Source organism: Sorangiineae bacterium MSr12523 (genome assembly GCA_037157775.1).
Classification (GTDB): domain Bacteria; phylum Myxococcota_A; class Polyangia; order Polyangiales; family Polyangiaceae; genus Pendulispora; species Pendulispora brunnea.
Map to the genome: position 1 here is coordinate 415,587 of CP089982.1, position 14,977 is coordinate 430,563.

At 61.4% G+C, this 14,977-nt stretch carries 9 protein-coding genes; 3 read left to right on the forward strand and 6 right to left on the reverse strand.

What is annotated here, in order from left to right:
* Positions 1–165: 165 nt before the first annotated feature.
* The 6 genes from LZC95_01750 to LZC95_01775 form a co-directional block, all read right to left on the reverse strand.
* Positions 166–3,642 (reverse strand): SIR2 family protein, encoded by a 3,477-nt coding sequence (locus LZC95_01750; GenBank protein ID WXA95566.1) that lies wholly within the window; start codon positions 3,640–3,642, stop codon positions 166–168.
* A 119-nt stretch (positions 3,643–3,761) separates the two neighbouring features.
* Positions 3,762–5,870: a DUF853 family protein gene (locus LZC95_01755; protein WXA95567.1), complete on the reverse strand. Its 2,109-nt coding sequence runs from the start codon at positions 5,868–5,870 to the stop codon at positions 3,762–3,764.
* Positions 5,867–8,050, reverse strand: coding sequence for a hypothetical protein (locus LZC95_01760; protein ID WXA95568.1), 2,184 nt, complete (start codon positions 8,048–8,050; stop codon positions 5,867–5,869). Before LZC95_01760 ends, LZC95_01755 begins: the two co-directional genes overlap by 4 nt.
* Positions 8,047–8,472: a hypothetical protein gene (locus LZC95_01765; protein WXA95569.1), complete on the reverse strand. Its 426-nt coding sequence runs from the start codon at positions 8,470–8,472 to the stop codon at positions 8,047–8,049. The genes LZC95_01760 and LZC95_01765 overlap by 4 nt, the downstream gene beginning before the upstream one ends.
* A 328-nt stretch (positions 8,473–8,800) precedes the next feature.
* Positions 8,801–10,513: a DUF885 domain-containing protein gene (locus LZC95_01770; GenBank protein WXA95570.1), complete on the reverse strand. Its 1,713-nt coding sequence runs from the start codon at positions 10,511–10,513 to the stop codon at positions 8,801–8,803.
* A gap of 48 nt (positions 10,514–10,561) precedes the next feature.
* Positions 10,562–11,326, reverse strand: a complete 765-nt coding sequence (locus LZC95_01775) for an SDR family oxidoreductase (protein WXA95571.1) — start codon at positions 11,324–11,326, stop codon at positions 10,562–10,564.
* A gap of 226 nt (positions 11,327–11,552) precedes the next feature.
* On the opposite strand from LZC95_01775, the gene LZC95_01780 reads away from it, so the two are divergent.
* The 3 genes from LZC95_01780 (at position 11,553) to LZC95_01790 (ending at position 14,971) form a co-directional block, all read left to right on the forward strand.
* Positions 11,553–12,413 (forward strand): HEAT repeat domain-containing protein, encoded by an 861-nt coding sequence (locus tag LZC95_01780; GenBank protein WXA95572.1) that lies wholly within the window; start codon positions 11,553–11,555, stop codon positions 12,411–12,413.
* Between the two features lie 136 nt (positions 12,414–12,549).
* Positions 12,550–13,896 carry an alpha/beta hydrolase gene (locus LZC95_01785; protein ID WXA95573.1) on the forward strand — a complete coding sequence of 449 codons (1,347 nt, stop codon included), beginning with the start codon at positions 12,550–12,552 and terminating at the stop codon, positions 13,894–13,896.
* 232 nt (positions 13,897–14,128) lie between these two features.
* A complete protein-coding gene (locus LZC95_01790) occupies positions 14,129–14,971 on the forward strand; it encodes a lysozyme (GenBank protein WXA95574.1) in 843 nt (280 codons plus the stop codon).
* Positions 14,972–14,977 lie beyond the last annotated feature (6 nt).

Sequence of the window (14,977 nt, forward strand, 5' to 3'; positions counted from 1 at the left end):
GTCGCTCGAAAGCTTGGCGCAAATGCGGCTCACCTAGGGCATCTTCTAACGACGAATTGGCAAATCGACAAAGATGGTGGTCCCGAGCGGCCCATCCGTCGCTGGACGGGAAGAGGGGTGAAGGGCCATGTGAGCCCTCGGACATTACTTACTTGGAATTTTCGGTCAACCCGATATTCCGTAGCGCCGGCCGTGCCTTCGACCGGCGACCTCGAGAATTCGAGCGAGATGCCGCTGCGCCGCCGCGCTGCGGTCTTTTCGCAAGGTCAGTGGTAGGAGTTGATGAATGACGAAGCCCTCGGTCGCCAAGAGTCCGAGAAGCGGGCGTCCCATATCGTCGTCGTACGTCGGTGTTCCGATGCTGTCGAGGAGCCGGCGCAATGCCGCATCGGACAGCGACAGCGTCGAGACATCGGCCATGCGCGGCACGATGTGTTTCCCAATCATGCGAAACGTGGATTCGGGGATGTCGGCGCGATTGAATTGCTCCAAGATCATGCGAATCATCGTCCAATCCGACTTGGCGAGGAAGGCGCCGATGCGGTGCGCGCAGGTGCGGTGCAGTTCGTCGTTGGCGCTTTCGCAGCGCTGCATCCATTCGAGCCACCAAGCGAAGGGCCGATGCGCGAACGGCCTTGCCGCGGTGCGGTCAATCGCGCCGCCCAGTGCGGAGAGTACGCCCTCGGACATGCGGCAATTTTCGGTGAGAAGGATGGCGAAGGCCGCATCGGGTGGGAGCGAGCGCCAAGGCTGGCTTCTTCCCAGCGCCAGGCGCTGGCTATCGGTCAATCGATGCGACGAGGTCACGAGCTCCATGAGGATCGGCTTGGTGCGCTCCTCGTCCTCGCCAATGTAAACCTGGAGAAGCATTCGCCCGAACGACGTCGTCCGAGTTTCGGCGCTTCGTGTGAGCGCTTCGCGCCACTGCGGGTTCTTGCCCACCAGCGACTTGCAAACGTGCAATGCCCAATGCCCCGCGCTCTCGTCCGCCGTTCCCGAGGCGATGGCGTCGGCGAAGGCGGGGTCGACTTCGAATTCCGCGGGCAATGCTCGATAGGAATAATACATTAGGTTGGTGTGCAACGCCCAAGCCGCATCGTAGGCACCGCGTTTGATGAGTTGCATGAGGTGCTTTCGCGCAAAGGCGCCATCCCACGCTTTGAGCCCCTCGTAGAGCGCTTCGCGCACGTAGCCTTCGGCCTCGATGAACTCGAGCACGAGCTTTTCGGCTTCGCGTGGCGGCAAAACTTGAATGAGCTCTCCGACCCGCGAAATGCCATCCAAGCGGCGCCGCCCGCGGCTGGCATTCGGGAGGTAATTCTCGCGAACCCAGTAAATGAGCGCGTGGACGAAGGGATAATTGGCCTGGTCGCGAACGGTGGCGACCAAGGACGTGATGAACCCATAGTCATCGTCGAAGCCGTTCAACAAGCCAATGATGGCGCTCTCGTCGGAGGTCATCTTGAACGACAGCCCCGCGGCCACGCCACCCAAGGGCCCGCCCCTTCGCGAAAGGGCCTCCAACTCCCGCTGATGCTCCGGTCCGACGTGAACGCTGGCCAATGCATCGGCAACATCGAGCATATGCTCCAGATCATTCTCGGCCGCCCACGTTTCCGCGCGGCGGTGCACTTCTTTCAGGACGGTCGCAATCATGGCATTCCGCCCGTCGCGAATGAATTGGGTCGCGCGCAATGCCAGAACGATGTCCACGGGAACGATGCGTGCAAAAAGCGATGAGGCGGTATCGCGGGGCAGGGAGCTCAGTGCAAAAAGTGTGGCATGGTCCCATCGCCGATCGCGCAGGATTTCTTCGATGATTTCGGTCGATTGCCGATAGCGATTGGCGATTTCGACGGCGGCCAGAAACTCGGTTACGGATTGATGAAAGAACGTGACCCGCAGTCCAGGCCGAACCAGGAGAATGCCCTCGGCCATGAGGAAATCGATGGCGTCGTCCCCGCGGAGATTCGTGCGCGCATGGGTGCAACGTTCGCGAATGTCGTCGACCGGAATGTATTCACGACCCGAGCTGATGGCCTCGAAGGCAATGCCTGAAAGCAGAGGAACGAAGTCGAGTCTCGACGGATGCGTCGCCGCCCACCGTGCATTCACGTGTTGAAATAGGGCCGCATAGACGTCGTTCGCCGTAACGACGCGATCGATGTCGATGATGCGATTGTATGCCAGGGAAAAGAATGACGGCTTGGTGAAAAGATTCACCATTTCGCCTTGGTCGAAAATGGTCGGCAGCCTCCTCCCGCGAAAGTGCGCCACGACGAATGACTCTTCGATGCCGTCCACGGTGTACACGGGCAGATTGAGCCGCGCCATGGAGTGCCCATCACGCACACTGAGCACGAGGCGGCAATCCTTGGTATTCGCCGCATTGACGAACTTGAGGATATCGCGCTCCCACTCTTCCTGGTGCTCGCGCGGAATCTCATTCACGGAGTCGAGTAGGAGAGAGCACGGCCGACTTAGCAGAATGTCGTCCAGGAGTAGCCCAGTGGGCAGCTGTTCCTGCAGAAGGGCGCGCAAGTCACCCGCGTACGACGCCAGGTCGACATAAAGCGCGATGGCTTTCTGCTCGATATCCGCCGATTCGTCCAAGCAAGCCGCATTCAGCGCCGCCCCGACGTCTGCCGCATAGGCCTTGAGAGCAAATGACTTTCCACTGCCCGGGTCCCCGGTGAGGACGAAGCTTTTCGCATGGGTGCGCAGGAGCTCGGGCAATGTGCCGAGTGTCTTCGTCGCATTGGAGAACGACTTGGCCGTCCGCGATGTCCGCGGGCGTACTTTGAGCGGAAGCTCGAGAGCATTTTGCGGCCGCACCTCCTTCATGCGCGCTGCGAGGCGCATGAGTTTGAGGCGTTGCTCATCGCTTGACGATGCTCCCGGATTCGTCTTGGTTGGTTCTTGCCGAAGGGCTTGGAGGAGCGAAAGAAGCTCGGAATGCTTCCCGTCCGAGTTGTCATAATTGATGATGTCGATGTTGTAGTTTTGCTTCCAATAACGACGCTTGGCTTCGTCGAAGCCGGACATGATGGCATAGTGTTCGCCGGCATGCTCGGACAGGGTCGCGGCGAGCGTGTCCTTCAGTAAAAGGAAGTCCGGATCGCGGAGGCCAAATCCGATCATGACCATCGGACGCGTAGCAAGAATGCTTTTGATGGCATTGAAGACGTGCGAAAACTCCCCGAACATCTTTCGGTAGTGTTCTCGCGACAGGACGATGCTTTGGGCATCCATCACGTCGCCGTGATACTTGAAAATGAAATTGCGCGCCTGCGCGGTGATGATGTCCGCAACCTCGAGGGGTTGGCGATTGGTTACGACGCGGGGGCGGTCGTCAGGTCTGTATTCGTCGATGGCGCGTTCGATGAGTTGATCGTAATTCGTGGTAATGAAGCAGGTCGGGCCGAGCCTCACGAGCGTCCGGTGAATCTCAGCGGGTTGGACACTGCCGGCCTTGCACTGCTCTCGTATGAACCGGCCAAAATCACGTGGATTCAGCTGTGTAGCAGCATAGCTGGCCGCGAGAAGTGGATCTCCGGTGATTTGGTGCTCTACCTCGCCGATTTCATCCCGAACGATCTTGCCATTCTCCCCGCAGTCTTCGACGAACTTGGCAAGGTTCATCAGGAATTTCCACCAGCCTGGCAGACCGGCCGCACATGAAGGGCCAGAGCCCACGAGAAGAACCGTATCGGGTCTCGCCAAGGTCTTTCGTAGTTTGGCGAGGAGGGCTTCGCGAGGACTCATTCGAGGTTACCCGTGTTGTGAGCGCGGATTTCGTCTTCGCCCCAGGTGGGACCGTGCAGTGTCATGAGCCTTCGGCCTTGGAGCCAGTGGGGAGGCTGGTCCAAGCGACGGACGATGAACCGGCCTGTCGCCGAGTTCATGAGCTTGTCCACCGCGCCGCTGACGTTGAAATTCGGTGGTGAGCCCAGTGTATCGATGGCCTTTCGCTTCTCCTGTGCGGCATTTAGGCGACCGATGGCCACCGTGTTGGCTTGGGAAACGACCTTGTAATCGACGTCGGTGAAGTTCTGTGTGCAGAACAGCCCGCACACCCCGTATTTTCGTCCTTCCTTGAAGATGCGCTTCAAAAGCTTCTTCGAAGGAGGTTCCCCATGCGGAGGCATGTAGGGCCCGATCTCGTCGAAATAGAGGAGAACGCGCGGCGTCGCTCCGCCGCGCTGGCGCAACATCCAGCCGTAAACGTCGGCCAGGACCATCGCGACGAAGCTCTCTTTGTTCTGCTGATCGCCTAGACCGTTGAGCCAAAGGACATTGAGCGGCGTCTTGCCTGGCACGCTCGGTTTGAGCAGGGCATCCAGGTCGAACGGTCTCCCTAGTTTGAAAAGCAGGTCCCGCGAGCCCATGGTGAGCAGGCGCAGCGCCTGAACGAGCCTGGCTCGCTGCCTATCATCGAGGAGCGGATTGTCGAGTTCCTCGTCCTCTGCAATTCCGTTGATGAGGTCCTCGATAGCCAGCGAATCCACTTTCTTCATGGCGTGGCGAATCCGCTCCGCGAGGTAAGCGGCGGCGTTGTCGCGCCATCCGCCGGGCAATCGTACGTGGCCGAGCAGATTCTCCGTTACCGCCTCGGAGTAGACCGTGCTCTCTTCGAGAGGCATATCCCGCGACGGGAACCGCAGCGGATTGAGCGAAATGCGCAATCCTGCATCGCTCATCGGCGTCAGAAGGCGAAACTCCGCGCGCTCCACATACCTATCCCGGCGCGCCCGCAAGGTTGGCTCGATGGTCGCATCGTCGAGCGGCTTGGCCAGCGTCAAAATGTCGCCTTGCACATCGAAGGCAAGCACCGGGATGCCCGCGAGCACGGCTTCCTCGACGATCGACTTCGCCAGGTACGTCTTCCCCGATCCGGACGCACCGAAGACGGCCACATGGCGCACGAGCTCGTGCGGTTCGAGCCGTGCCGGGTCTTTGTTGGGAACCATTCCGATCCACAACGGATCATGCTCCATGTCTTTGGGAATCGGCTCCTTCGAATCGATCTCAGGATCCAGCGCCGGCGGCGGTCGCGTTATCGGCCGCACCTCGTCCACTTCGTCGGTGAGCGTTCGCCCCCACGTGCGCCAGCACGCCTCACGCGCTGGGCAGTCTCGGCACGTATCCTGATCGCGCGCAGCCGGCGGTGGTTCGCCATCGAGCCATATGCGCATATTCCGCGCCAGCGCTTGCAGCTTCTCCTTGTCGTCCTTCTGCGGAGGAGCCACGGAATCGACCTGAATCCGCTCGTCCACCACGTGGACGAGCGAGATCCGGGCGGGTCCACCTTGGGCCGCATACGCCATTCCATAGAGCCGCATCTGCTCGAGCTTGGCCTGCTCGGTTCCCGTATACGTCTTGAGATCCCAGATCCAGGTCTGTCCGCCCGAGCGGCACAACAAATCGACCCCACCTTCAATCGTGGTGCCGTCGAGCGGAATTCTCACCGTGTTTTCGGACTCGGCGAAGGCCGCATTGCCCCCTGCTTCGACGACCAGCGGCGTGAGCCGGTGCGCGATGTCATGCACGGCCTCGGAGAATCGCGCAAGATCGTCACCATCGACCCGGCTGGCGGCTTTCTTGGCCTGGGCGTACGCCTCGCCCAAACCCAATCGAAATAGCGCATATTCGACCGCACGCGGCTCCGGCGACCCTTTCTCGAGTAGAGCGGCCACCTCCTTGTTCTTGCTGGCATTGGCGGCAATGACCTGCAGCGTATCGTGCGCGGCTTGCCCGAAGGTGTCGGCACTATGGGGAACCACGCGATGCCCTTGTTGCGCGAGTACGAGCTGGCGCGGGCAGCGCGTTGCGGTCACGACGTCGGCGAGGGAAAGGGAACTATCACTCATAGAGACAAAGCCTCCGGCCGAAGAAGGGCCACCGGGGATCGATTGCGATCGGCCACGACCTCCACGAGCTCACGCGTCGCAAGCACATTGAGGGCCGCGTGCACCGTTTCGACGGACAGCCCGAGCGTCGAGGCAAGGTGCGCCGCCGGCTCGAAAGCTCGCTTGGTGCGAAGGTGCTCGAGGATCGCGGCCAGCGGCCGCTCATCGGCTTCCTCTTCCAGCGGATCGCGAAGCGTGATCGGCGCTTCGTCACTCCGCACGGGGAATGCACTCTCGACGATCCGTCCTTCGATGGACAGATTCGGCTCGAGCTGCTCGACGGCGAGGTCGAGTGCCATCTTGCGATCCACCGGCACGTCCCCTGCCGCCGCAGCATTGAGCAGCGACTCGATGGCCGCGAGTGTTGCAATTTCCCCTACCGCAAGAGGAACTACCGTTCCGCGTGGGGTCATCTTCGCAAGGGCCTTGCGCGCCGCTGGTGGCAACGAAAAGGTCTCTTCGCGAAGAAGCATCGCCATGTCCGCTTGGTTGGTCTCGAGCACATCGGACAATCGCCGCATCGTCGACGCTGCCGAGTTGCCGTGCTGACTGTTCGAGCTTTCGAAGTAGATGCGTTTGCGCTCACCGTCCCGCGATAGAACGACGCGCACGCCCTCGATGGTCGACCGCCGCGCCCGATGCAGGGATACCTCTTCGACGAGCGCCTCCTTGATCTTTCGCTTCGAGTCCAAGGCTTGCTTGAACACATCGTGCGTGACGGCCTGAGCGATCTCGGCCCGCGAATCGGGTGGGCGGGTGATTCGCTTCTCCTCATCCATGAGCGTATCCAACTTCCGCCGGATGATGTCCTTCGGAGGTACGTCGACCTTCGGAATCGGCGCAGGCGCCCCTCGCGGTGGAGCCTCTCGAAGCAGCGCCTGAAAGTAGCGGACGACGGCGCGCGGCGTGCGAAGGTTCTGATCCACCACGTGGAAGAGAACTTGTTCCTTCGACAGCGGAAACAACGGATCGCTGGGTCGTTCTGCGACGCTGTCCCAGAAATGCTTCATTCGGGTCTCGACGATGAGCAGAGCTTCGTCTTTGGTGAGACCCTTCAGGATGATGCGTGGAGTGTCCTCGAGCCGATCGAGAACGTGGGTGGCGACTTGCTCTCGCAAAGTTGGCCAATGCATCGTTTGGCAAAAAATGAGAAGCACCGTCCCGGGGACATCGTTGTAGAGACTCGTGATGACCTCGAGGAAAGTCGATACCGCGTCCGGGCCCAGGCGGATGGTCCCCTCGATTTGATCGAACGCCAACGCCACGGGCGTGCCCGCCAATTTCGCGAGGGCGAGAAGCGTTCTAAGCCCGCGCGCGGCATCCGCCTCGTCGTCGAGAACGAGCGAAGTTCCAAGTGCTTCGAGCCGCTCCGAAGAAAGGCTGGCGCCCCCCAGCCAATCGACGATGGCCGTTCGCTCGGGCTCGTCCCCACGTGGGAATCGGGCGAGCACGCGAAAAACCTCACGATCGACGACTGCCAGCTCGGCGAGGTGAAGGGCCGCGTCCACGAACGGCCCCTCGATGGTCGGCCACGCCAGTTTGAGCAGATCGACGCACGACGAGAGGTATCTATCGGGGTTCGCGCTCGTCACCTCCTCGAGGCGGGCACGAAGGTCGGCGGAGGCTCCTTTGTGGGCGACGAGAACCTTCGCGACCTTCAGGAGCGCGCGCCAAATGAGAATCTCGATCGGCGTATCGGTGCGTTCGTCGATATGGATGTTGCCGGCTAGCCGAATCGAGAGCTGCCGAATGACTTCCTGCAAGATGTGGTGGTGCGCACGCGTGAGCGAGCGAAGCGGTGGAATGACGGTGAGTGCGAAGCGTCCCGTCGGAGTGTTTCGGCGCCAACCTTCTTCGGATTGACGTCGCAGCCACGCAATCAGGTGCGTCTTGCCCTCTCCTGCATCTCCGTTGATCGCCAAGAGCGACGTGCGCCCCGTCTCGCGCGCATCATGTACGAGTTCGAGGCATCGTTGTCTTACCGCGGCATGAATGCTGGGGACGTCCGGGGTCTCGCGAAAGGCGTTGGCCAACACCGCATCGGAGAACGGGCTCGGCGATGCCGCCAGGATCTCCTCGAACCGGGCCGCATTGTCGACCGGTGGCGCGCCGTTCGAATCCTTCTTCCAGATGGTCTTCATCGGGCCACCACGTACTGAAGGTGTCCGCGGCCTTGCTCCTTGATGGAGAGCTCTGGCTCGGCGAGTCGCTTTGGATCGTCGGCAGTCTTGAGATCGACGATGAAATCGCGCTCCGCCTGGAGAAGTCGATCGTCGAAGGTTCTTCGCGACCATCCGCGTACGAGAAATGCTCGTCGGAGCTCGGGGATTGGAACCAAGCCATCGTGTCGCCCGCGCCGATCGAGCTCCGCGAGAACCCTCAGTAGATCGGCGTCGAAGCCCTCGTCATCGAGGGAATCGCGCGTTTCTCCGTCGGCTTCGTCGTCCTCGAAGGACTCGTGTGCAAGCAGTGTTGGTTTGGGTGCCAGTGCGCGCTCGAGCAGCTCTTTGAGCGCGTTGAGTTGCTCCCCTAGATCGTCGACCTTCTTCGATACACTCGCCACCGTTGCACGCGGTGGCCTCGGTTTAGTCCCTACCTTACGACCTTTAACAGTCTTCGCCCCCGTATCCACCGTCTTTCGACCCGCCATAATCGAACAACTTTATCACCAAGCCCTAGGTCCGCGGCGGTGCGAAATCGAATGGACCTTTGCAAGTTGCTTTAAAATGGGCGCCGCTTCAGGCAATGCAATTAAAGCGCCTTAAAACGCTTTTGCCCTTCGTTGCGGCGCCGCAAATGTGAGCGCGTCGGCGCGTAGTGTGATGTCCAATTGGCTCCCAATCCGTTATCACGAAACCTTTGGCCCGCGCGGCCGACGCGCCTCGACGAGGTCAATCGTGACCCGCCTCCTGTATCCAGGCAACGATTCGACGCTCCAAAATGTCCAATGGCATTGGCCCGCCGAGCAACACCGCGTCATGGAATTCGCGCACATCGAAGCGATCGCCCAATGTGCGCTCCGCCCGGCGCCGCAATTCGCGAATCTTCAATTGGCCGACTTTGTACGCCAAGGCTTGACCCGGTTGAGCGATGTACCGGTCGACTTCATTGGCGACTTCGTATTCCGCTTGGGGCGAGTTCTCCAGCGAGTAATCGATGGCGCGCCGGCGAGACCATTGCTTGGTGTGCAACCCGGTGTCGACGACGAGGCGGATGGCGCGCCACATGTCGAATGAGAGTTGCCCGAACTTGTCGTATGGATCGTCGTACAATCCGAGCTCGTCGCCCAATGTTTCGCAATAGAGCGCCCAGCCCTCGCTGTAGGCTACTTGGCGGCCGTAGCGGCGGAAATCGGGAATACCCTCCAGCTCCGCGGCCAGGCTCACCTGCAAATGATGTCCTGGAACCGCTTCATGCAATGTAAGCGGCACCATTTGCCAGCGCGGCCGCGTTTCCAGCTTGTAGGGATTGACCAAAAAGACACCAGGGCGCGAGCCGTCGGAGGCACCGTGGACGTAGAAGCCCGTCGTGGCGTTTGGGGCCATTGCTTCGGGGGTGGGCTCGACCCCGTAGGGCTGCCGCTGGAGCGTCTTGAATAGCTTGACCAACAATGGATCGATGCGCTTGGCCAGATTGCGGTAATGGGCCACGAGCTCGTCGCCCGTTTTGAAATAGAACCGCGCATCGTTCCGGAGAAAATCGAAGAACGCCGGCAGCGATCCCGAGAAACCGGCTTTCGCCTTGACCGATTCCATCTCCGTCCGCAGTCGCTCGACCTCGGACAGACCCAATTCGTGAATCTCGTTCGGCGTCAACGTCGTCGTCGTGTATTTTCGCGCGAGAAAGGCATACGTCTCCTCGCCGCGCGGATATTGCCAGAAGCCCACGGCCTCGGGCGCGGCGGGAATGTACTCCCGCACGACGAACTCCAAAAAGTGGTGCAACGCCGGAAGCACCCCGTTCGCAATCGACCGCTCCGCCGCCGCCGCCAGTCGCGATCGGTCCCCCTCGCGCACCCCGACCGGAAACCGCGTGAATGGCAAATAGAAGTCGCTCTCGCGAGCCTCGGTCACCAACTGCTTCTCGATTTGCGGCGGAATACGGTCCACCACGGCGCGAGGGTGGACGACCCCCTCGCGCACGCCTTCGCGCATGCCATCTACAATCTGGTCCACGTATCCGCGGAACCGCTCGAGCCGAAGTATCCATTCTTCGTAATCGCTCGATGTCTCGAAGCGCAGCTCGGGCGCCAATTGTGACGCCGTGGCCACCGCGGGGAACTGCCGTGGGTACTCGGGCAGCCACCCCAGATGGCTCGTGGGCAACAGGTGCAATCTGCACGCATACTCGTCGCGCCACGTTTCGTAGTCGCGGCGCAACAAATCGTAGTTCAATGGATCCGCGCCCCGCTCGATCCTTCCTAGCTGCTCAAGCACCTCCACGTTGTGCCGATGATCCGCCTCCATGCCCGCGAGGCTTCGGTCGTCCCAGCGATCGTTCCATCGCCGATCGCCCATCATCAGCGAGGTGTAAACGGGACTCCGCTCGAGCTGGTACTGCCATTCACGTTGCATCAGCGCGTGCAACTCGTCCGCATGCGGCATCGGGATCCTCCTTCGGATCCCGATTCATAGGGCCGAATCCCCCCGGCATCACGTTCGATTGATCGAGACGCCTCCGTCCACCAACAAGGCCGTGCCCGTCACGAAGGATGACGCATCGGACGCCAGGTAGAGCGCGGATTGCGCGATCTCGTCCGGCGTTGCGGTGCGCTTCAGGGCGTGAAGGCCGATGACGAAGTTCCATGCGTCCTCGGTGGCGTTCATCTCGCGCGCCATCGGTGTGTCGGTGCCGCCTGGCAAAAGCGCATTTACGCGCACCCGCCGTGGCCCGAATTCGGCCGCGAGGGCCTGCGTCAGACCGATCACGCCCGCCTTGCTCGCCGCGTAACCCGCGGCCCCGGGGATGCCGACGGTGTAGCCGACGAAGGTCGATGTGAAGATCAGCGAGCCCCCTCCGCGCTCGAGCATGGCCGGAAGTTGGTACTTCGCGCCGAGGAACGCGCTGGTCAGATTCGTCTCGATGGTGTGCCGCCATCCCGCCACCGAAACGTCGGGGGTCGGGCCCATTTCGCCGGTGGTCCCGGCGTTGTTCAGGGCCACATCGAGCCCGCCGAAGCGGCTCACCGCCAGATCGACCAAGGCGCGCGCATACGCTTCGTCGGCGACGTCGCCCGCCAGGGCCGCAGCTTGGCCGCCCGATGCTTCGATGTCGGCGACCAACGCATCGAGCTCCGCTTTGCGGCGAGCGCCGACGACGACCTTGGCACCTTCGCGTGCGAACAACTTCGATGTGGCATATCCGATTCCAGAGCTTGCACCGGTAACGATCGCTACCTTGTTGGAGAGAGCTTTCATTATCAAGTTTCCCTTTTTCGAGAGCAGGAGGCGGAAGCGCCTCGCTTCGAAGGGCAATCTGGGGCATCGCGCATGCGCCGGCGCTCCGTTCCTTGCTCTGCAATCGCGCCAAGCACCGGCTCCGTGCGCCGCGCGCCACGCACGAGCTATGAAACGATTCAGCTTGAGCCGCGCATCCGTGTCGTTCGGACTGCACCCTTCATCGCTCTCGTTCTATGATCGAAGCGTGACGACAACCGACGCAGGGTGGACCATCGAGGAGCTGCTGCAAACGTGCATCGCGGAGGCACTCCGCGGTGCGAATGACGGGGAGCCGTATTGGCAATCGGTGCGCGAGCTGCAGGCGCGCGACCCCGATGAAGTGTGGAGACATCTGGAGCCAATAAGCCAACACGAGCATGCGCGCGTGCGCGCCATCGTTCCCGACGTATTGCGATTTTTGGGACAGGGAAGCCGTCCTCGCTTGCACGACACCGTTGCACTTTTCGAGAGCATGCTTCGCGCTGCCCCCGCGCCCGAACTCGTGGCGTCGATCGGACTTGCGCTCGGGGAACTCGGGGTTGCCGAAGGCGTCGCGTTGATGCAGCCGTTTGCGCAACACCCCGATGCGGACGTGCGCTTTGCCGTGGTGAGTGCATGCCTCGGTCAGAGGGAGCCGGCGGCCATCGAGACGCTCATCGCACTCTCCGCGGACACCGAGGACCATGTTCGCGATTGGGCCACGTTCGGCTTGGGAACGCAGGTCGGCCCCACCGAAGAGGGCGACGAGAACGCGGTCGACACGCAGGCACTGCGCGATGCACTCGCCGCACGGCTCGAGGATTCTCACGTCAACACGCGCTCCGAGGCCATCGTCGGGCTCGCCGCGCGGCGCGATCCCCGCGTTTTGCCCATCTTGCAGCGCGAAATCGATCGCGGTCCCGAGCTGTCCTTGATCCTCGAGGCCGCGCGCTGGATGGCGTCGCCCTCGCTTTACGAAGGACTGAAACGGCTCGAGGCGCACGAAGATCCCGAACGGCGCAAGTTCTGGCTCGACCACGGCCTCGCGGACGCGATCGCTGCATGCGGCCGAGGACGCTCCGTGTAGCGGCGAAATCCCAGATCAAACAATTGTTTCAAACGATGGTTTGACAGGACGTCGACCCGGCGTCATAGATCGGGTGTCGGGTCGCTCGGGCGTATGCCGTCGGGGCGATCCGTCAGAAAGAGAGGACTTCATTTCGATGAAGTGCGTGAAGTATGGTTTGGCCGCGGGCGCGATGGCCGTGGGCCTCGTCATGGGATGCAGCGACGACGATTCGGCACCGGCGAAACCGCCGGCGGCCACCACCGACGCGGGGGACATGTCAAAGCCGGATGCAGGCGCGCCGGGCACGCGCGCGTGGTACCAATTTGGATTCAAGGACGAGGTCCTCGACCAAATCGTGCTCTTTTATCTCGGGCACGTCTGGGATCAATCGGCCGATGCCGGCGAGGTGCTGGAAACGGTGGGGCGGGTCAATGAATCGGATCCCGCAAGCTGGGCGCGGGAATGGCGCAAAACCGCGGAGCGGCTTGGCACGCTGGCGCAGGAAAGCGAGCGCACCGGGCATCCTCTTTCGGCGGCGCAGGCGTATTTGCGCTCGGCCACGTATTACCGTGCAGCGCTGCACCATCACATGGAGCCATTGGCTGCCGAGGTCCGCGAGCTGGCCCAACGCGAGGTCGATTCTTTTGGCAAATACCTCGCTCTTTCGAAATCGCCGTGCGAGGCCGTCCGAATTCCCTACGAGAATACGACGTTGCCTGGATACTTCTGCAAATCGCCCTCGGCGACGACGAAAGCGCCGGTCCTCTTGTTCCAGGAAGGGCGCGACGGGTGGGCGGAAGACGGCATGTTCGTGGTCGGCGAGGCCATGAAGCGCGGCTACCACGTGCTCATGTTCGATGGGCCAGGCATGGGGCAAGTGCTTCGTTTGCAGAACCTTCCTTTCCGGGCCGATTGGGAAAATGTGGTGACGCCCGTCGTGAATTACGCCGTCGGTCGCGCCGAGGTCGATCCGGCGAGAATCGGGCTCATGTCGTTCAGCATGGGCGGCTACATGGGCCCGCGCGCGGCGACCAAGGAGCATCGCTTGAAGGCGCTGGTGGCGAATCCGGGCGTCATCGATTGGAGCGCCATCATGGAAGGGTATCTCCAGCAGGTGGACCCCAATCTTTTGACCCTGGTCGACACGGACGAAGCGGCCTTCAATGCGAAAATCGATGCATTGATGCAGAATGACGCGTTCATGCGCTGGGGCCTGAACGACTTCATGTGGCATCACGGTGTGAATACGCCGGCCACATTGATCAAAGAGCTGCGCAAATACAAACTGGGCGATGCCGTGAAGGACATTCAGGCCAATACCCTGGTCGTCGATGCCGATGCTGAAACGTATGGCCAGTCGCAGGCGCTTTTCGACGCGCTTCAATCGAAAAAGCAATACCTCAAGTTCACCGAGGCGGAGACGGCTCAGTTTCATTGCCAGCCGGGCGCTTCGGCCATCGCCACACACCGCCTTTTGGAGTGGCTCGAAGGCGCACTCTAATCACGCGCCGCACTTGCTCGAGAAGACACGGTATATCGCCGCTTGGCGTCATTTCCTGATTCGCAACGAACTTTTCGTCGAATCGAAAATCGTGAACACGACGTGGGCAACTGGGGTATGAAAAATTCCTTCCCACCTGGCGAATGACAGGGCGTGATGACATCGTCGTTCGGTCGTAGTCGCTGGATTGGCTTGGAATGCGGATTATCCGCCCATACCTCGGGAGCAGGCGATGAGTGCGAAAATCGGAATGGGATGCATCGTCCTTGGTGGTGCAGTCCTACTTGGGACATGGGGCTGTGCAGCCGATACGGAGGTTGGGGGCGGGGAGTCGACGTCGGAATCGCCGTTGGCCCTCGGGGAGGATCATGCAGCCGGTTCGCAGATCCGGCTGCATGAGGGGCGGCCCCTTTCGGAGTCCGAGGAAGAGGCGTCGCTCCTGGCGACGGTGCCCGGCCATGACGTGAGCAGCCATCAAGGCAATGTGAACTGGTCCACCGTCGCGGCCAATGGGGCGAAGTTCGTCTACATCAAAGCGACGGAGGGGACGAGCTATACGAATCCGTATTTCACTCAGCAATACAATGGTTCGTACAATGCGGGCTTGATCCGGGGCGCGTACCACTTCGCAACGCCGAATAGCTCGAGCGGCACCGCGCAGGCGAATTACTTCGTCGACCACGGCGGAGGGTGGTCGGCCGATGGCAAGACGCTGCCGCCCGCGGTGGACTTGGAATACAATCCGTATTCAGGCGGGAGCTGCTATGGCCTGAGCACCAGCGCCATGGTGACGTGGATTCGCGATTTCAGCAATCGCGTCAAAGCGCGCACCGGCCGCAATCCCACGTTCTACACCAGCAGGGCGTGGTGGAACCTCTGCACCGGCAGCAATGCGAGCTTCGGCGCCAATCCGCTCTGGATTGCCAATTGGTCCTCCACCGTGGGGACACTTCCCGCCGGTTGGAGCAAGCACACCATTTGGCAATGGGACGACTCGGGCACCTTTCCCGGCGATCAAAACCGGTACAACGGCACGCTCGATCAGCTGAAAGCTTTTGCCAAGAACGCCCCCTAACCTCTG